Source organism: Pantoea sp. ICBG 1758, assembly GCF_002928325.1.
Taxonomy (GTDB): domain Bacteria; phylum Pseudomonadota; class Gammaproteobacteria; order Enterobacterales; family Enterobacteriaceae; genus Pantoea; species Pantoea eucrina.
In genome coordinates this window covers 977434-996830 of record NZ_POWL01000001.1, presented here as the reverse complement: position 1 = coordinate 996830, position 19397 = coordinate 977434, and the positions used below count along the sequence as shown (strand labels likewise).

Annotated in this window: 13 protein-coding genes; 6 read left to right on the top strand and 7 right to left on the bottom strand. The window is 62.1% G+C overall.

Annotated features, from left to right (window positions below):
• Positions 1–11: 11 nt before the first annotated feature.
• Positions 12–563 carry a YbhB/YbcL family Raf kinase inhibitor-like protein gene (locus C1Y41_RS04920; RefSeq protein ID WP_104084961.1) on the bottom strand — a complete coding sequence of 184 codons (552 nt, stop codon included), beginning with the start codon at positions 561–563 and terminating at the stop codon, positions 12–14.
• Positions 564–669: 106 nt separating this feature from the next.
• Between C1Y41_RS04920 and C1Y41_RS04915 the strand changes: the two genes are divergently transcribed.
• A complete protein-coding gene (locus C1Y41_RS04915; protein ID WP_104084960.1) occupies positions 670–5079 on the top strand; it encodes an ATP-dependent helicase in 4410 nt (1469 codons plus the stop codon).
• Here C1Y41_RS04915 and C1Y41_RS04910 read toward each other — a convergent pair.
• Together C1Y41_RS04910 and C1Y41_RS04905 are read right to left on the bottom strand one after the other, a co-directional pair.
• Positions 5061–7172, bottom strand: coding sequence for an FUSC family protein (locus C1Y41_RS04910; RefSeq protein WP_039384337.1), 2112 nt, complete (start codon positions 7170–7172; stop codon positions 5061–5063). The two genes, C1Y41_RS04915 and C1Y41_RS04910, sit on opposite strands and share 19 nt — an antisense overlap.
• Before the next feature lie 302 nt (positions 7173–7474).
• The gene (locus tag C1Y41_RS04905) at positions 7475–8587 is read right to left on the bottom strand and encodes a beta-propeller fold lactonase family protein (RefSeq protein WP_104084959.1); all 1113 of its coding nucleotides are present in this window, start codon (positions 8585–8587) and stop codon (positions 7475–7477) included.
• A gap of 199 nt (positions 8588–8786) precedes the next feature.
• Between C1Y41_RS04905 and C1Y41_RS04900 the strand changes: the two genes are divergently transcribed.
• Together C1Y41_RS04900 and C1Y41_RS04895 are read left to right on the top strand one after the other, a co-directional pair.
• Positions 8787–9812 carry an NADP-dependent oxidoreductase gene (locus tag C1Y41_RS04900; RefSeq protein ID WP_104084958.1) on the top strand — a complete coding sequence of 342 codons (1026 nt, stop codon included), beginning with the start codon at positions 8787–8789 and terminating at the stop codon, positions 9810–9812.
• Between the two features lie 110 nt (positions 9813–9922).
• Positions 9923–10663 carry a nitroreductase family protein gene (locus C1Y41_RS04895; protein ID WP_104084957.1) on the top strand — a complete coding sequence of 247 codons (741 nt, stop codon included), beginning with the start codon at positions 9923–9925 and terminating at the stop codon, positions 10661–10663.
• 37 nt (positions 10664–10700) lie between these two features.
• Here the strand turns inward: C1Y41_RS04895 and rluF are convergent, their stop codons facing one another.
• Positions 10701–11582 (bottom strand): 23S rRNA pseudouridine(2604) synthase RluF, encoded by an 882-nt coding sequence (rluF, locus tag C1Y41_RS04890; protein ID WP_039384328.1) that lies wholly within the window; start codon positions 11580–11582, stop codon positions 10701–10703.
• A gap of 164 nt (positions 11583–11746) precedes the next feature.
• Between rluF and C1Y41_RS04885 the strand changes: the two genes are divergently transcribed.
• Positions 11747–12469: an HPP family protein gene (locus C1Y41_RS04885; RefSeq protein WP_039384326.1), complete on the top strand. Its 723-nt coding sequence runs from the start codon at positions 11747–11749 to the stop codon at positions 12467–12469.
• Between the two features lie 8 nt (positions 12470–12477).
• Here the strand turns inward: C1Y41_RS04885 and C1Y41_RS04880 are convergent, their stop codons facing one another.
• Entirely contained in the window at positions 12478–13449 is a 972-nt protein-coding gene (locus C1Y41_RS04880) for a sugar-binding transcriptional regulator (protein WP_039384324.1), read from the bottom strand.
• A gap of 68 nt (positions 13450–13517) precedes the next feature.
• On the bottom strand, positions 13518–14291 hold the full coding sequence (locus C1Y41_RS04875) for a triose-phosphate isomerase family protein (RefSeq protein WP_039385861.1): 774 nt from the start codon (positions 14289–14291) through the stop codon (positions 13518–13520).
• Positions 14292–14571: 280 nt separating this feature from the next.
• Between C1Y41_RS04875 and C1Y41_RS04870 the strand changes: the two genes are divergently transcribed.
• Both C1Y41_RS04870 and C1Y41_RS04865 read left to right on the top strand, forming a co-directional pair.
• Complete coding sequence (locus tag C1Y41_RS04870; RefSeq protein WP_039384323.1) at positions 14572–15027, top strand: RpiB/LacA/LacB family sugar-phosphate isomerase; 456 nt, start codon at positions 14572–14574, stop codon at positions 15025–15027.
• Positions 15028–15167: 140 nt separating this feature from the next.
• On the top strand, positions 15168–16634 hold the full coding sequence (locus tag C1Y41_RS04865; RefSeq protein ID WP_039384321.1) for a catalase: 1467 nt from the start codon (positions 15168–15170) through the stop codon (positions 16632–16634).
• Positions 16635–16698: 64 nt separating this feature from the next.
• Here the strand turns inward: C1Y41_RS04865 and C1Y41_RS04860 are convergent, their stop codons facing one another.
• Positions 16699–19053 (bottom strand): membrane-bound PQQ-dependent dehydrogenase, glucose/quinate/shikimate family, encoded by a 2355-nt coding sequence (locus tag C1Y41_RS04860; RefSeq protein WP_071668808.1) that lies wholly within the window; start codon positions 19051–19053, stop codon positions 16699–16701.
• Positions 19054–19397: the final 344 nt, after the last annotated feature.

The window sequence follows — 19397 nt, the reverse complement described above, 5'->3', positions numbered from 1 at the left end:
GGCGTGGCGGTTTACTCATCGTTGGTAAAGCGACCGACGCGGGTGGCGCCGGCGAGCGCGTGACCTTTAAGCTGAGCGATCAGCGCATCATGCGTCAGCCCGGCCGGCAGCCTGTCCGGCGGCAGATCGGTGGCGATAATCACAAAGTTGTAGTGATGCATGCCGCTGCCCGCAGGCGGACAGGGTCCATAGTAGTGCGCCGTGCCTGGGCTGTTGGTGCCGCCGGTATAACCGGTTCCCCTGCTCAGCTCGCCGCGCGCAAACTGCTGCCGATCCGCCGGAATGTTATAGGCGACCATATGCACCACGCCCAGCCCTTTCGCACCCACCGGATCGGTCATCAGCAGCGCAAAGCTGCGTGTGCCCGGCGGCGCATCGCGCCAGCTGAAGGCGGGTGAGAGGTTCTCGCCGCTGCACGCCGGATTGCCCGGTTTATTGCCGGCAAACGCCTTCTGCAGCATACCGCCATCCTGAAAATCGGGCGACTGCAGGGTAAATACCGGCGCGGCCAGCGCGCTGACCGGCAGCGCCAGCGCCAGTAACGCCATTTTTACGCTGTTCATAACAAGCTCCCGTAATAAATCGCTGAGCATCAAGTATATAACCTGTTCAGCCGCGCGCGGGCGACTACACTGCTAATCGCGCCCTCTTACCCGCAAGGAGTCCGGGATGTCTGTCCCACCGCTGTCGCACTTTCTACCCGCCACGCGCCTGTGGTTTACACAGACGTTCGATCAGGCGACGCCGGTTCAGCAGGCGGCCTGGGAGGCGATCGCCGGCGGCAGCCATACGCTGGTTGTGGCGCCGACCGGCTCCGGCAAAACGCTGGCGGCGTTTCTGCACGCCATCGATGCGCTGTTTCGCGAGCGCAGTCCGGATGCCGCCGTTGCGCACGAAGAAACCACGCGCGTGCTTTATATCTCGCCGGTTAAAGCGCTGGCCGCCGACGTGGCACGCAACCTGCAGCTGCCGCTGGCGGGCGTCAGCGCATGTCGTCAGCAGCAGGGCGAGCCGGCCATCACGCTCCGTTGCGGGATCCGCAGCGGCGATACCCCGGCGCGCGAGCGGGCAGCGCTGCGCCGCCATCCGCCCGATATCTTAATCACCACGCCGGAGTCGCTCTATCTGCTGCTGACCTCGCAGGCGCGCGATACGCTGCGCGGCGTCACCAGCATCATCGTTGATGAAATTCATGCGCTGGCGGGCAACAAACGCGGCGCCCATCTGGCCCTGTCGCTGGAGCGGCTCGATGCGCAGCTGGCCCGGCCGGCGCAGCGTATCGGGTTATCCGCAACGGTAAACCCGCCGGAGACCGTGGCGCGCTTTCTGGCCGGTCGCCGCCCGGTCACTCTCGTCAACCCGCCGCTGCTGCGCCCGCTGCAGCTCCGCGTCACGGTCCCGGTGCCGGATCTCACGGCTCCCCCGCCGCTGCCGGGGAGCGAAAGCGAAGCCGGCGCGCTCTGGCCGCATCTGGAAGCGGGAATACTGGCCGCGGTGCTGCGCCATCACACCACGCTGGTGTTTACCAATTCGCGCGCGCTGGCAGAGAAGCTGACGGCGCGCCTTAACGCCCGCTGGCAGCAGCAGCAGCGCGATGACGCTGCAGAGATTGCACGTGCGCACCACGGCTCCGTTGCCCGGGAGCAGCGCCTGCTGATCGAGAGCGCGCTGAAGAGCGGTGCGCTGCGCTGCGTGGTGGCCACCTCCAGCCTGGAACTGGGGATCGATATGGGCAGCGTCGGACAGGTGATTCAGGTCGGTACGCCGCCGTCGGTCGCCAGCGCCCTGCAGCGCACCGGACGCGCCGGACACCGGCCGGGCAGCACGCCGCAGGGGGAATTCTGGCCCCGATCGCGCAGCGATCTGCTGCAGACGGCGGTGATCGTCACGGCGATGCTGGCGGGCGAAACGGAGCCGCTGACCGTGCCGGAAAACCCGCTGGATATTCTTGCCCAGCAGACCATCGCTGCCGCCGCCATAGCGCCGCTGGAGGCTGGCCGCTGGTTTAAGCAAGTCACGCGCAGCGCGCCTTTTCTGACGCTGTCGCGGCACGATTACGATGCGGTGCTGGCGATGCTGACGGGACGCGACGACACTGACGCTTTCGCCCTGCTGCGCCCGCGGCTGATCCACGATCCGCAGACGGATCGCATCACGGCCCGGCCCGGCGCAAAGCTGCTGGCGATTATGCACGCCGGCGCCATTCCCGATCGCGGCAGCGTCAGCGTGATGCTGCCGGAGGGTGAGGCGCAGGCCGGTACCCGCCGCGTGGGCGAGCTGGATGAGGAGATGGTTTACGGCTCGCGCGTCAATGACATCGTGACGCTGGGAGCCACAACCTGGCGTATTCAGCAGATTATGCGCGACCGGGTGATTGTCACACCGGCACCGGGACGCACCGCACGGCTGCCGTTCTGGCAGGCGGATGCGCCCGGACGCGCCGCATCGCTCGGCGCGGCGCGCGGCCGCTATCTGCGTCAGGCCGCAAACGGCACGGCAGAAGACCCGGCGCTGGACGCGCACGCCCGGCGTAATCTGCAGACGCTGCTGCGTGAGCAACAGGTGGCGACCGGACAGCTGCCGGACGATCGCACGCTGCTGATTGAGCGCTGTGCGGACGACAGCGGCGACTGGCGCATTATTCTGCACTCGCCGTGGGGCAGACGCGTACACGCGCCCTGGGCGCTGGCGCTGGCCGATCGGCTCGCGGAACAGCATGGCATAATGGCTGACGTGGTCGCCAGCGACGACGGCATTGTGACGCGTCTGCCGCCGCATGCCACATTTTCACTTTCCGACTGGCTGCAGTTTACGCCGGATGAGTTACAGCAGCGGGTCAGCCGCGCCGTCAGCGGATCGCCGCTGTTTGCCGCCCGCTTTCGCGAATGCGCCGCCCGCGCCCTGCTGCTGCCGGGTCAGCGTGCCGGGCAGCGCACCCCGCTCTGGCAGCAGCGGCTGCGCGCCGCAGAGCTGTTTGACGCCGTGCGGCCGTTCCCGGATTTTCCGCTGCTGCGGGAAACCGCGCGTGAATGCCTGCAGGATGTCTATGATCTGCCCGCGCTGCAGCAGCTGATGGCGCAGATCCGCGCCGGAGAGGTGCAGCTGCGCGAGGTAACAACTGACGCGCCCTCGCCCTTCGCTGCCGCGCTGCTGACCGGCCATCTGGCTGACGCCGATCGCCGGGCGGTGCCGCAGGCTGAGCAGCTGGCCGCACTGCTGGCGCTGGATACGTCACTGCTCAGCGAGCTGATCGGGGCGCTGCCGCCAGAGCAGCTGCTGGACGCAAACGTCATTGCGCAGACGGAAGCGCTGCTGCAGCGCCTGACGCCAGCACGCCAGGCTACCGGCGAGGAAACGGTGGTGGATCTGCTGCGCGAACTGGGGCCGCTCAGCGCCGGAGAGATAGCCCGGCGCTACCGGGGCGCGCCGCCGCTGGCAAACGTGCTGGAGACCCTGCAGCAGGCGGGCCGGATCCTGCCGGTTACGTCTGGTGCGCAGGCCTGTTTTGCGGTCGCAGAAGATGCCGCCCGCCTGCAGGCGCTCTCCGGTGGCGGCAGCGCAGTGCCGGAGAGCGCGGTTCGCCCGCTGCAGGGGCTGGTCAGCCGCTATCTGCAGACGCACACGCTGGTAAGAGCCAGCCAGGTCGCCCGGCATTTTGGCCTCGACGCCGGCACGGCAGAGAGGCTGCTGGCGGAGACGCCGGGTGTCGTCAAAAGCGAACCCGCCTCCGGCGGGGTGCAGTGGATCGCCGCGCCGGTATTCCGGCGTCTGCGGCTGGCATCGCTGCAGGCGGCGCGTGAGGCGACCCAACCCGCTGCGCCGGCGGCATGGGTGCAGGCGCTGACGGAGCGCCACGCGCTTACCGCCCGGCTCAGCGGTACAGAGGGTCTGCGCCGGGTGATCGCGCAGCTGGCCGGCGTGGCCCTGCCTGCCGGGCTGTGGGAGAGCCAGATTTTTCCGGCGCGTATCGCTGATTACCAGCCCGCGCTGCTGGATGAACTGCTGGCGAGCGGCGAGGTGCTCTGGCGCGGCAGCCGCGCAGCCGGCACGCGACAGGAGCGGGTGGAACTCTGCCCGGCTGACGCCGCTGCCGCAATCATGACGCCACCGGCGGAGACGCAAGTCGTGACGCTGTCACCTCTGCAGCAGCGTATCGTGGCGCACCTGCAGCAGCACGGCAGCGCAACCTTCCTGCAGCTGCAGCTCGCCACCGAGAGCGACGCCGGTGATGGTGCGTCACCGGAAACCGACGCGGCGCTGTGGGATCTTGTGTGGCGTGGCTGGATCACGTCGCAGAGCTGGCAGCCGCTGCGGATGCCGCCGCTGCGCAGCAAAACGCGTCCGGCACGCCGTCGCCGCATGGCCGGACGCCATTTTGGCGCGGCACCCGGCGGCGCCGGGCGTCCGGCCCTGGCCGCCACCGTGACGCTGCCCGGCAGCTGGACGCTGCTGAATATCAGACCGGCGTCCGATACGGTGCGGGCGCTGGCGCTGACCCGCGCCCTGCTGGACCGCAGCGGCGTGGCAACGCACGGCGCCGCCCGCAGCAGCGCGATCCCCGGTGGTTTTCCGGCGCTGCAGCCGGTGCTGCGCGCGATGGAGGATGCCGGACACCTGCTGCGCGGGCGTTTTGTCAGCGGCATGGGGGCCGCGCAGTTCGCTGAGCCGGCGCTGATTGAGCGTATCCGTCAGCTGCAGCGCGCGCCGTCCGCTGCGACGCTGGCGCTGGCTACGCTGGATCCGGCTAATCCGTTTGGCACCCAGCTGCCGTGGCCGCTGACCCTCTCCGGGACGAAACCGCTGCGGCGCAGCGGCAGCTGGGTGGTGCTGTTTCAGGGAGAGCCGCTGCTCTGGCTGCCGCCCGGCGGTAAACAGCTGCATACGTTTATGGCAGATATATCGCCGGAGATCCTGCAGCAGGCGCTTGGCGCGCTAGCCGCGGCCCTCCGGCGCGAGCCGCGCCTGCGCTTTACGCTGGAGCAGATTGATGGTTCTCCGGCCAGCCAGTCGCCGCTGACGGCGCTGCTGAAACCGGCAGGCTTTGCGCGCGTACCGGGCGGCTACAGCTGGGATGGCTGAGCGCGCAGGCGCAGAGCGTGCTGCTGCAGGGCGGCGCGCTGGCCGGCGGTCGCCTCCGGCCACGCCAGCTGCGGAAACAGATAGAGCCGGACGCTGAACAGATGAAACAGCGGCGTAAACAGGCGTTCATCATCCAGCGCCAGCGCTTCCAGCTGCAGCAGCAGCAGATCCAGCGTCTGCTGCAGTTCAGCGTGCGGGGCGCTCTGCAGCGACTTCAGCCGCTGCTTCAGAAAGCGTCCCAGCTCATAGAAAAACGCCCCGCTGTCGAGCAGGTAATTACCCAGCAGCACCCGGTGCCGCGCATAGTAGTCGAAGCTGTTGACGCCCAGCCACACCTCATTAAGCAGCATACCGGCGCTGCTCATATCTGACTGCGGATCGAGACGCAGACGCGGCAGCACCATGTTGACCTTATCCAGCATCAGGCTGATAAAGCGCTGCCGGGCCGGCAGGGATGAGCCGTTGCGCTCAATCTCCTTAATAAAGCGCAGCAGCTCGCGCAGTCCGCGCCGCACCGCGCGCCGCGCACTCCACGACGGCCGCTTGTTGCGCATAATGGCCGTGGCGATCGCGGCAAACAGGACACCGGTCACCGAGGCTATGGCGTTATTCACCAGCAGCACCAGATCCGGCTTCAGATGGTGACCAAAACCGATCAGTCCCGGGATCTGAATCGCCACGCTCAGGCCAATCAGGTTGGTTGCCGGGCGGGCGATTGTCAGCGCCAGCATAATAAGCCCCGGCGCCATGCAGATTATCAGCGCCTCAAACGAGGTCGCCTGCGGCAGCAGCAGCGCGACATACACCAGGCTGATACCAATGGCGATCAGCACGCCGCGCACGAACAGCTTCATTGAGGTGAGCGGCGTATCGAGGCTGGCGAAAAAAGAGCTCAGGATCGCCGCCATAACCGGGGCAGACGCACCGTCGCGCCACCCGCTTCCCATCCACAGCAGGCAGCTGCCAAAGGTGGCGCAGAAAGCGGTCAGCGCCGAAAGACGGATAAGCCCGCGATCAAAGAAGCGGTGGGTGCGTCTGCCGCGCGCCAGTGCGGTGTCACCCGACAAATCGCTCACCATGCCACTGACGCTCTGATACGCCCCGGCGATGCGCACAAAGTCGATCATGCGCTCCAGCAGCCCGCTCAGCAGCAGGCAGTGTTCCACCGGCAGCTCGCCGGCGCGCCACGCCGCGTTGATCTGCGCCTGCCGGTGGGTCAGCTCCAGCTGAATGCCGATCACATCGCCCGGCGCCTCTCCGTCGCTGAGCCACTGCAGGAACTGCTGAAATCCCTGCGCCACATAGTCAGGCAGCAGGATATTGCGTGCGGCCAGGCGCTGCAGGCGCAGCTCGATGGCGGTCAGCGTCGGGATAAGATAGGAGAGATGCTGATACTGCGCGCTGACTAAGCGGATCAGCCGCCGGGCAGCGTCACCCTCATAGACGCAGTGGGTGATCAGAATTTCCACCTGCTGCGGTGCGGTAGCCATCTGCGTCAGGATCGCTTCCCGCTCGGGCGAGACGGCGCTAACCGGCCCGGAGAGCAGATCGTGACAGAGCCGGCGGCCGGTGAGATACCACTGCGTCACGCTCTGCTCCAGCAGGCTGCGCATGGAGACCGGAAACAGCAGGCCGTGTATCAGGCTGCTGCAGACAATGCCTAAGGTGATCTCTTCAATACGCGACAGCACCGTACTGGTAATGCCCCACGGCGTGTAAACTTCCGGAAACCCCATAATCGCCGCGCTGTAGCCCGCCAGCATAAACACATAGCTTTTGGGCGTCCGGTCATGCAGTGAGAGCCAGAGACAGCCGCTGACCCAGAGTGAAATCACCAGGCTGAACAGCAGCGGATGCGCCACCGTCAGCGGAAAAATCAGAAAGATAAACAGGCCGCCCAGTAGCGTGCCGAGCAGACGAAACAGCGATTTAGAGATGGTCGAGGCGGAGTAGAGCTGCGAAGCGACAAACACCGTCGTCAGCGCCCAGGCGGGGCGATCCAGGTTAATCTCCAGCGCCAGCCAGAGCGCCAGAAACGCAGCGAGCGTGGTTTTTAAGGCAAAGAACAGAGCGGGTCGGGTAAGCCACGGCATGTCACAGGGACCAGAAGGCACTAAGTGCGGCGTATCCTGCCAGATTGCTGCCTGCGCTCACGCAGATAACTACGACAAATTGTTTCGTCATCAAAATTTATGCTGGATGATACGCCCCGCGTGTGCGGTTATCCGTTAACGCCGCTTATCGAAGCTGCCGGTGCCGCAGCGACCAGCGTAGTGGCTGCACGGCACCGGAGGGAATCGTCCGGTTAACAGATAAAATGTGTCGGCGATCACATTTCTCAGCTGTGCGGCGGCTCCATAAAATTATTTTGTGCAGACCGCCGCCTGCACAGCCGTCAGTAGTGCACGATCGTCACCCAGTTGGCATCGCTGCCCACCGGCGCTTCACCGGTGCGCGTCAGCGCCCCGCTTTGCGGATCGATGCGGTAACTGCCAATCACCGCGCTCTTCTCGCCGCTGACCACCAGCCCGCGTCCGTCCGGGGTAATGGCAAACCCGCGCGGCTGCTTCTCCACCGGCCAGCTGCCCGCTAACGTCAGCGCCCCGCTCTCTGCATCTACCCGGTAGCCGCTCAGCGTACTGCTGGTGCGCTCGCTGACGTAGAGAAAGCGCCCGTCCGGCGTGAGATGAATATCGGCGGCCCAGATACGCGGCGTGGGATCGCTGTATCCCGGCGGCCGTTCGCGCCCCTCTGCCAGATGATAAGAGGCGGCAACCGCGCTGGGGGATTCAGCAACTTTTACCAGCGCCCCGTTCGCCTCACGCCGGAACTGCGTGATCACCCCGCCCATTTCGCCAATGTTATACAGAAAGCGCCCGTCTGCGGACATTACCGAGTGGCGCGGGCCGTTGTTTTTAGCCGTAGCGACATACCCGCTGCCGAGCGCGGCCAGCGTGCCGCTGTCGCTCAGCGTCAGCTGCAGCACGCGGTCGGTGCCGAGGTTGCCGACATACACCGTTTTGCCGGCTGGATCCGCAATGGCCGAGTGAGCGGCAGGCCCGGTGGCGTACCGGCTCACCGGCGGTGCGCTGAGTGTCGCTTCCGGCGTCAGCCGGTATACATCAACGACGTTACCATCATACGAAGCCGCCAGCAGAAAACGCCCCTGCGGCTCAGCGACGATCCAGGGATAACTGGCGGCGGCGGGCACCTGCTGCTTCTGCGTCAGGTCGCCGCTGCGGCGATCAATCACCCAGCTTGCCAGCTGCAGCGGCTTGCTGCGGATCGCCGCATAAAGATGGGTTTTATCGATGCTGAGCGCCAGCGGCATCACCTTGCCGTCCGCCGGAGTATGGCCCAGCAGGTGCAGAGCGCCGTGCTGATCCAGACTGTAGCGCGCAATCGTGCCGTCGCCGGCTTCTGAAACATAGACGTAAGTCTGCGCCAGCAGCGGCGTACTGCCTGCCAGCGTCGCCAGCAGCAGCGCGGCGCGTAACGGTTTTATCATAACAATCTCCGGGTCAGGAAACGGCACATGCGAAGCAGCACGGTCCGGGGGGATCTGGCAATCGGTCGCTCTTATATAACACCCTTCCGCGAATGAGTGACAAACTATTGCGGCAGACCGGTCGCGCAATATCCGCTAACGGCAGTGCGCTTATCCTCAGCTACACTTGCCTCACCCGTTTGTCATAAGAGAGGTAACTATGTCGCAACACGCTGTATCAAACCAGGCCTGGCTGCTGGCTTCCCGTCCCGAGGGCGAACCGGTAAAAGAGAACTTCCGGCTGGTGGAACAACCGGTGCCGGAGATCAAAGAGGGTGAGATGCTGCTGCGCACGGTGTGGCTGTCGCTGGATCCCTATATGCGTGGCCGCATGGATGACGGTAAATCCTATGCGCCGCCGGCGGAACTCGACCAGCCGATGGTTGGCGGCACGGTGTGTCAGGTTGAGTCATCAAAGCACAGCGATTTTAAAGCGGGCGACTGGGTGCTGGCCCAGAGCGGCTGGCAGACCTATGCGGTTTCTGATGGCGAAGGCGTGGCAAAGCTCGGCGAGCTGGCTCACCCCTCCTGGGCGCTCGGCATTCTCGGCATGCCCGGTTTTACCGCCTATATGGGACTGATGGACATTGGTCAGCCTAAAAAGGGCGAAACGCTGGTAGTGGCGGCGGCGACCGGTCCGGTCGGCGCGACCGTGGGCCAGCTGGGCAAGCTTAACGGCTGCCGCGTGGTGGGCGTCGCCGGGGGTGAAGAGAAGTGCCGCTATGCGATTGAAAAGCTCGGCTTCTCCGCCTGTATCAATCACCACAGTGATGACTTTGCCGACCAGCTGGCTGCGGCCTGCCCGGACGGTATCGATATCTATTACGAGAACGTCGGCGGTAAAGTGTTTGACGCGGTATTCCCGCTGCTGAACACCGCTGCCCGCGTTCCGGTCTGCGGCCTCGTCTCGGGCTACAGCAGCCGCGACCTGCCGCCGGGACCTGACCGCACGCCGCTGATCATGGCGGGGATCCTGAAACGCCGTATCCGCATGCAGGGCTTTATCATCTTCCAGGACTACGGCGACCGCTATCCTGAGTTTCTGAAAGCGATGACGCCGCTGGTTGAGCAGGAGAAGGTGCACTATCGCGAGCATGTGATTGAGGGGCTGGAGAATGCACCGCAGGCGTTCTTCGATATGCTCAATGGCAAAAACTTCGGTAAAACCGTGGTGAAAGTCAGCTGATACCTCCCGCCCGGGTGCCGCCACGGCACCCGGTTTTACCTCACGGCAATAACGGTAAAACGCACCGCTACCCGGCCTGCTACGCTCTCTCCCCCACAACAGGAGGCAGCATGAGTTCCATTATCGATCTTTTCGCTCAGCATAAGAGTGAGCGCAGCTATACCGATCAGCCCGTAGAGGATGCGGTACTTGAGCGAATTATTTCAGCGGCGTACTACGCGCCTACCTCGGTCAACTCCCAGCAGGTATCCGTCGTCGTCACCCGCGACGCCGCGCAGCGCCAGCAGATTGCCGCCATTGCCGGCGGGCAGCCGTGGATCGCGAAAGCGCCCGTGTTTCTGACCTTTGTCCTGGATATGCATAAGTCGCGCCTGGCGATAGAAGCCAGCGGCCGTGAGCAGATTGCGCAGCAGAGTATTGAAAGCGTGGTCTCCGGCGCCACCGATGTGGGCATTGCGCTGGGATCGGTCATGGCCGCCGCGCGGGCTGAGGGGCTGGGTATTGTGCCGATTGGCGGCATCCGCCGCGATCCGGAAGCGATGATCGCACTGCTGGATCTGCCCGACTATACCTTCCCGGTTGCCGGGGTGGTCATCGGCCACGTCGACCAGCCTGCGCACCAGAAGCCGCGTCTGCCGCTGCCGACTTTCCGCCACGAAGAGCGTTATCAGCAGGCGGATCTGCCGCAGCATATCGCTGATTACAACGCGCAGCTGGTGCAGCACTGGCAAACTACCGGCCGCAGCGATGGCGAGAGCTGGAGCGACAGCGTCAGCGGCTACTACCAGCACATTTACTTCCCGCACGTGCTGGCGGCGCTCCATAAACAGGGATTTGGCACCGATAAATAATCCGATCCGCCCGCAGGCCGGGCGGATAATCCGGGGCTTAACGCCCCTTTTTTTTGCGGCCGGGCTGGGTAAAGCGTTTGCGGTTCGCGCCCTGGCCCCCCGCTTTATCGCCCTGCTTTGCAGCCGCAGCGGGCGCTTTTTTCGCCGGCGACGCCGTTTTTTTCTTCGCCTGCGCCTGCCGGGTTTTAGTATCTTCTGATGACGAATCCTCAATCAGCTTAAACAGATCGATCAGTTCATCATCGGTCAGATCGCGCCACTCGCCGAGCGGAATCCCCTTCAGGCTGACGTTCATGATGCGCGTACGCTCAAGCTTCGTCACCTCATAGCCAAAGTGTTTGGTCATGCGGCGGATCTGGCGATTGAGCCCCTGCACCAGAATAATGCGGAACACAAACGTCGACTCTTTTTTAACTTTGCACTTTTTTGTTACCGTGCCCAGCATCGGCACGCCACCCGCCATGCCCGCGATAAATTCATCAGTGATCGGTTTATCAACCGTCACCACATACTCTTTTTCGTGGTTATTACCGGCGCGCAGAATTTTGTTAACCAGATCGCCGTGGTTGGTGAGGAAAATTAACCCCTGCGAATCTTTATCCAGCCGGCCGATAGGAAACACGCGCTTGCTGTGGTTCACAAAGTCGCCGATATTGTCGCGCTCACCCTCTTCCATGGTGGTAACAATGCCGGTGGGTTTGTTAAGCGCAATCAGCACCAGATCGTCGGCGTCACGCGGCTCAATCAGCTGGCCATTCACCCTGACCTCATCTCCGGCGTACACCTGAGCACCGACGGCGGCGCGTTTACCGTTAATAAATACGTTGCCCTGTTCGATATAGCGATCGGCATCGCGGCGCGAGCAGATTCCGCTCTCGCTGATGTATTTGTTCAGGCGGGTAGATAAGTCAGGCAGCATGGTTCCTCCGAAAAAAAACGGACTATACCTCAACTGCCGCCGTTGCGTAAGGCTGTCGCACCTTCCGCGTACGCGCATAAATCCCTGCACACTGCAGGGTTGTTTAGCGTCAGACGCCAGGCGACAATCCCCGGCCACTGTTTCTGGCTTCTCACGGATTTTCTATGACACAACCACAACCGGCGAGCCGACTGGCCTCGCTGCGCCTGTTTCTGGCCCGCTTCTGGCCACATCCCCTGCCCGTGGCGCGCAGACAGCGCCTGCTGGCCAGCCTCGGAGCCGGGCTGGGCCTTATGCTGACGAGTCTCATCAGCCACTGGATGCTGGGTGCGGTAAACCTGTGGTTTGTCGCGCCAATGGGAGCGTCTGCGGTGCTGCTGTTTGGCCTGCCCAATAGCCCGCTGGCGCAGCCGTGGTCGATTATTGGCGGTAACCTCGTTGCCGGCGTTATTGGCGTGACCACGGCACTGCTGATCCCGCAGCCGGCACTGGCGTGCGGAGTAGCCGCCTGTCTCGCTATTGCGGTGATGTTTCAGCTGCGCTGTCTGCACCCGCCCAGCGGCGCGGTGGCGCTGACGGCGATTCTCGGCGGCGGCAGCGTGGCGCAGCTCGGCTACCACTTTGTGCTGACGCCGGTGATGCTTAACTCTGTCTGCCTCGCGCTGCTGGCGATCGTATTTAATAACCTCGCCGGACGCCGCTATCCTCATCCGCTGGCGGCCGCCGAGGCGAAACCGCAGCCGGTGGCGATGCCGGTTCCGCTCACGCGCGACGACCTGCATCAGGCGCTGGAGAGCGGGCCCCTGCTGGATATTGATGAGGACGATCTGCAGCTGCTGCTGCAGCGCGCCGAAGAGATTGCAATCCGGCGCGTTCAGATACGCTAAAGCGCGCTTTAGCGCGCCTGTACCAGGCTCAGCACCGTGCGGATATTCTGCGCCGAGGTCGCGATGATATCGATGGCCCCGGTGCGCAGCGCCCCGAGTATCGCCATCGCCTTGGTATTCTCTGCGGCTATCGCGATCACGCACGGGATCCGGCGCAGCTCATCAATGCTCAGCCCGATCACGCGCTCATTCATGACCGTCTCCACCGCTTCACCGCGGGCGTTGAAAAAGTCATAGCCGGCAATATCACCGGTCACACCCTGATTAACACTGGCGTCGATAATTTCACGCGGGGTAAACCAGCCCAGCTTCACCATGTAGCTGTTCTCATTCATATCCCCGATCCCCACCAGCGCCACATCCGCTTTACGCGCGCGATCCAGCGTCTCTTTTACCGTACCGTTCTGCATAAAGCTGTCGCGCAGCGCGCGGTTCTCCACGTAGGCGGGGGCATAGAGCGTTTCGCTACTGCCGCCAAACTTCTTTGCCAGCCGGCGGCTGATGTGATCGGCGTTGATGGCGTCGCCCGGGCGGTGCGTGCCGCCAATACCGCTGATAAACAGGCAGTTGCGGTCGGGCACCTGACCCGGATGATCGGCCACCGCCGCCACGTTACGCCCCTGACCGACAGCGACGATAGCGTTATCTTTCAGCGTCTGCGCCAGATGGGCAGACACCAGCGCGGCTACCTGACGGCGCTGCTCGTCGCTGTCGGCGGAATCCAGCGCAATCAGCGCCCGCTGCAGGCGCGGAAAAGAGCGCTGCAGCTGCTGCTCCAGCCGGGTACTGAAAACCGGATGGTAGCGCACGCTGATTTCCACAATGCCCTCTTCGCGCGCGCGTTTAAGCAGTCGCCCGACCTTGATGCGCGAGATACCAAATTTACGCGCGATCTCCTCCTGCGTGATGGCATCCTGATAGTAGGCGACGGCAATCTCGGTCAGCAGCTCAGCATCCTGACCCGGCGTGGTATTCTCCATCTCTTCTCTGTCCTGTGTAACGCGGTCGTAAGCAGCCGTAAGTTATAGCACTCATCGCGGCCGCCCCGCTATGCTCTGCCACCGGCGAGCGCGCTGGCCTCTTCAATAATCTGCGCCAGCGCCTGCGGGTCGTGAGCAAAGCGGCCAAGAAACAGGCCATCCACATCACTGCCCAGTCGCTGGATCAGACCCGGTCCGGCGCTGCCGCCATATATCACCTTCAGCGTAATACCGGCGGGCAGCGGCAGCGTCCGCAGCCCGGCGCAGACGGTACGAATATAGCTGTCGGGGGCCGGCTGCGGCGCGCCAATGGCCCACTGGGGTTCATAGGCAAACAGAATCTCGCCCCGCAGGCGATGCGCCGCCGCCTGCGCCAGCGCATCGTTAAGCTCTGCGGCACAGAGCGCAATCGCCTCCGCGGGCGTGCCCTGCTCCGACTCGCCAATACAGAGCACCGGCGTCAGCCCGTGCTGTAGCGATATCGCCACTTTGGCGGCAATCTGCGCCGCATCCTCGCGGAAGTGTCGCCGCCGCTCCGCATGACCGATTTCAGCCAGCGAACAGCCCAGCTCCTGCAGCATGCTGGCGCTGACTTCACCGGTCCAGGCGCCATTTTCCGCCTGGCAAACATCCTGTCCGCCAATGCGTACCGGCGTGCCCGCGAAGATCTCCGCTACGGCAGGGATCGCCGGATAGGCGGGCAGGATAAACAGGCCGACCCTGCCGCTTCTGATCGCCGGGTGATCGGCCAGGCTGGCGACCTCGCGGCACCATGCCAGCGTTTGCTGATAGCCAAAGTACATTTTGAGACTGACACCAAGTAAGCGTTGTGGCTGAGACATCATGCAGCTCCCGGTTATAGCGCGCCCTGACCCTGATGGTCATTTGTTCATATGAACAGTAAACGAATTAATGAACCTGTTTCAATGCGCGTTCAGAGGATCTGTGACCTGGCGCAAGGCCCTGTCGCGCCTTAAAACCTGCCACCTGACTCATCTATCGCGATCGCGCTCACAAAACCATCATATTACAAATGAACATGCATTGAACAAATGTTTAACCCTGTGGCACGCTGTGATCCACGCCTGGATGCAGGCCCTTTTTCTTTACCGGAGAACCGCTATGAAAACGATTGCAATCGGTGCTGATGATGCGGCTGTCGATCTGAAAAATATCATTAAGACGCTGCTGGAAACGCAGGGTTATACCGTGACAGATTTTACCAACGATGCTGATAACGCCCGCCCTATGTACCCGGATGTTGCCTGGGCGCTGGCGACCGCGATTCAGCGGCAGGAGTTTGCGCGCGGCATCCTGCTCTGCGGCACCGGTATTGGCGTAGCCATCGTGGCCAATAAAGTGCCCGGCGTGCGGGCAGCGCAGTGTCACGACACTTTCTCTGCCGAGCGGGCGCGTAAAAGCAATAATGCCCAGATCATGACGCTGGGCGCGCGCGTGGTGGGTCCGGAGCTGGCAAAAAATATTGTGAATGCGTGGCTGGCGGCGGAGTTTGAGGGGGGCGGTTCTGCGGCAAAAGTAGAAAAGATAGATTTTTACGAGCACGCGGCGCAGCGCTGATCGCCCCTTCTGCCCGGCGCGCGGGGTGTTCCGGACAGGGTGAGTGGCGCTCGCTTCAGATTGCGTAACTAATCAGGCAAGCGCAGCGCATGCTGCTACGCTTAAAGGCTGAGATTACCCTTACAAAATCTGGAGATATTATGAGCAGTGATAATCGCAAACCGACCACCACGGATGCGGGCATTCCGGTAGCCAGCGATGAACACTCCCTGTCGGTCGGGCCTGATGGTCCGCTGGTGCTGCACGATCACTATCTGATTGAACAGATGGCCAACTTTAACCGCGAGCGTATTCCGGAGCGTCAGCCCCATGCAAAAGGCAGCGGCGCATTTGGCCATTTTGAAGTGACAGAAGATGTCAGCCGCTATACCAAAGCCGCCGTTTTCCAGCCCGGAACCCGCACTGATGTGGTGATGCGCTTCTCCACCGTAGCCGGTGAACGCGGCAGCCCGGATACCTGGCGCGATCCGCGCGGCTTCTCTATCAAGTTTTACACCACCGAAGGCAACTACGACATGGTGGGCAATAACACGCCGGTGTTTTTTATCCGCGACCCGATGAAGTTTCAGCACTTTATCCGCTCGCAGAAGCGCCGGGCGGATAACAACCTGCGCGATAACGATATGCAGTGGGATTTCTGGACCCTCTCACCCGAATCTGCGCACCAGGTGACCTGGCTGATGGGCGACCGCGGCATTCCGAAAAGCTGGCGCCACATGAACGGCTACTCCAGCCATACCTATATGTGGGTTAACGCCGCTGGTGAGAAGTTCTGGGTGAAATATCATTTTAAAACCGATCAGGGCATTGAGTTCCTGACGCAGGAGAATGCCGACACGCTGGCCGGTCAGGATGGCGACTACCATACGCGCGACCTGTTTAATTCTATCAAAGAAGGCAATTTTCCGAGCTGGACGCTCTATATGCAGATCATGCCGTTTGCAGAAGCGGACAGCTACCGCTACAACCCGTTTGATCTGACCAAAGTCTGGCCGCACGACGACTATCCGCTGATCAAAGTCGGTAAACTGACGCTGGATCGCAACCCCACCGATAACCATGCCCAGATTGAACAGGCGGCGTTTGAGCCGAATAACCTGGTTCCCGGTATCGGCCTGAGCCCGGACAAAATGCTGATGGGCCGTATTTTCGCCTATGCAGATGCGCACCGTGCACGTCTTGGCGTTAACTATAAGCAGATCCCGGTGAACGCGCCGCAGGCGCCGGTCAACAGCTACAGCAAAGATGGTGCGATGCGCATTAATCCGGTCTCCGATCCGGTCTATGCGCCTAACTCCAAAGGTGGTCCGGTGGCCGATGGCGAGCGCTACCCTACCGATTCCACCTGGCAGTCGCAGGGCGATATGGTGCGTTCACCTTATACGCTGCGCAAAGATGACGATGATTTCGGCCAGGCGAATCAGCTGGTGAATAAAGTGATGGATGATGCCGCACGCGATCGTCTGGTAAACAACGTTGCCGGTCACCTGCTTAACGGCGTGGAGGAGCCGGTGCTGTCGCGCGCTTTCACCTACTGGCGTAATATCGACAAAACTATTGGCGATCGTATTGCGCAGAAAGTGCAGAGTGAACGTGCGAAAGCGTAATCTCTGATGCAGCGTCCCGCCGGGCGGCGGGACGCTGGTTAACCCTGGTGTGATACGTCCTTCTTTACTTCAGACGAAACGCTACCACGCTGTCGCCCGCTTTGGTGCCGAGCGATCCGTGCCCCCCCGCCGCGATTACTACATACTGCTTGCCATCTTTACCCATATAGGTTGACGGCGTGGCCTGTGCGCCTGCGCTGAGTTCGGTCTGCCACAACAGCTCGCCGGTGGTGCTGTCATAGGCGCGGAAGAAGTTATCTGCCGTCGCACCGTGGAACACCAGATCGCCAGCGGTCAGCAGCGGCCCACCGTGTGCCACCATCCCCATCGGGAATCCCAGCGGGAAGCGGCCTGGCAGGAAAGTGGTTTTCAGGTTCTTCGTGGTGCCGATACGACGCAGCCACTCCGTTTTCCCGGTTTTCAGATCAACCCCCACCAGGCGGCCCCACGGCGGTGCAATGCAGGGAATACCCAGACCCGACGCGAGCTGCTGAATGTGGATCGCATAGTCGCCGTGAAAGTTTTCATTCCAGTAAGGCTGACCATCTTTGGTGAACAGGCGCTCGGTCGCCGTCTGCGGCGTGCGCTTGATCAGATTATATTTATACGCCAGGCGTACCGGCGCAGCGATCAGCATCTGGCGCTCCGGATCGACCGCGACGGATCCCCAGTTAAAGACGCCAATATTGCCCGGGAACACCAGCGTGCCCGCCTCGGTAGCTGGCGTCCACGGATTGCCATCATAACGCAGACGATGAAAATCGATCCGGCAGGCGATCTGGTCAAACGGCGTAATGCCCCACATCGATTTTTCCGTCAGCGCCTGCGGAATAAAGTTCAGGCTGGAGACCGGCTGCGTGGCGGCAAATTTTTCGCCGGGAACGCCGCCTTCAGTCGAGACTTTCACTTCGTTCACCGGATAAACCGGCTGGCCGGTCAGACGATTCAGCACAAACAGGTTGCCGGTTTTGGTCGGCAGGATCACTACCGGCTGCTTCTGGCCCTGATAATCGATATCCAGCAGTGAAGGCTGTGACGGGTTGTCGCGATCCCACAAATCGTGGTGCGAGCTCTGATAGCGCCACTTAAACGCACCGGTCTGCAGATCCAGCGCCACCAGCGTGTCGCGGAACTTCTCGGTGTTACTGTCAGCGTCGCGTTCAATCCCCACTTCATCCGGTGATGCATTACCAAAGGGAACGTAGACCAGGCCATTTTTGACATCGGCGCTCAGCGTTGCCCAGGCAACCGGCGTATCCTGCGGATAGCGCTTATCTGCGGCAATCGGCGCGGTCACATCCGGCGTGGCCGGATCGAAATTCCACACCAGGCGGCCACTCTGCGCGTCATAGGCACGAATGACGCCGGAAGGATTGCCTTTCTCAAAGCCGTTATCCATGACCGATCCACCCACGATCACCAGATTACCGGCCACCAGCGGAGCAGACGTCTGCATCAGCGCGTGCGGGCGGATCTCACCCATGTTTGCGCGCAGATCCACCACGCCATCGCGGCCAAAATCAGGGCAGCGCTTGCCGCTGTCGGCATCCAGCGCAATCAGGCGCGCATCGGTGGTGGCGTTGAAGATACGCTTACGGCAAAGCGCAGGCGCACTGCTGCTGGTTTGTGCAACCGGTGCGGCGTAGTAGCTGACGCCGCGGCATGTCTGATGCTGCTGAAGATAAGAGCGGTTTTTCTCCGGCGTATATTTCCATTTCACCGCCCCGCTTTCCGGATTGAGCGCGTGGACTTCATTATGCGGCGTGCAGAGATAGAGCATATCGTTGGCTTTCAGCGGCGTCGCCTCAAACGTATACTCGGTGGCATCGCTCTCCTGACGCATATCACCGGTATGATACTCCCAGGCGACTTCAAGGTTACTGACGTTCGCTTTGCTGATCTGTTTCAGCGCTGAGAAGCGTTGCCCCGCTGGCGTACCGCCATAGGCGGCCCACTCATTTTCTGCGCCAGGCTCGTTTACCGGCTCGCGTGCATTGGTGATGGTACCGGCCTGCGGCAGCGGATCGTAAAAACAGAGACCGATGACGACCAGCACCATAATTGCCACGGTGCCGCCGAGCAGCGGATGAAAACGGCGTTCGCCGCGGGTAAGCGGCCTGACAACCCACGGCATCGCCAGCCACAGGCCGATCACGCCAAACAGGTCGCCGCGCGGGATCCACTGCCACTTATCAAATCCCGCTTCCCAGACGATCCACGCCAGCGTGATCCACATCAGTACCGCATAGAGCGTCAGCGCACTGCGCTGTTTGCGGAACAGTAAAACAGCCGTCAGCAGTAATCCTGCCCCCATCATCGCGTAGAACGCGCTGCCTCCATTGAGTAACAGCTGACCACCCATATAGAGCAGCGCTATCGCCAGTATCGCCATTACGATACTGGTGAGTTTTGTTATCATGCCAATCCCTCAGTTTTGTTCATTAATTTATGCCGTTACGACATCGCAGCAATTCCAACAAAATATTAACTTATGTAAGCACTGTGTAAAAACCCGTGAGTTTATGTGTTGTCAGATCCGCTAATGAATCAAGCGTTGCTTAAGGCTTGCCGTCAGCGACAGGCTCACCATGTGACTGAAATCACGTTTAATTTTGATAGATTTAATTAATCATTGCCGCAGCGATTGCGCACCTTTTGCTAACTCACTGGCATAACAGATGGCGTGAGCGCGTGCACGATAACAGGCCCGGCATCATAAAAATGATTACCGTCAGGCTCGCTGAATGGCTTAAATGAGGGGCA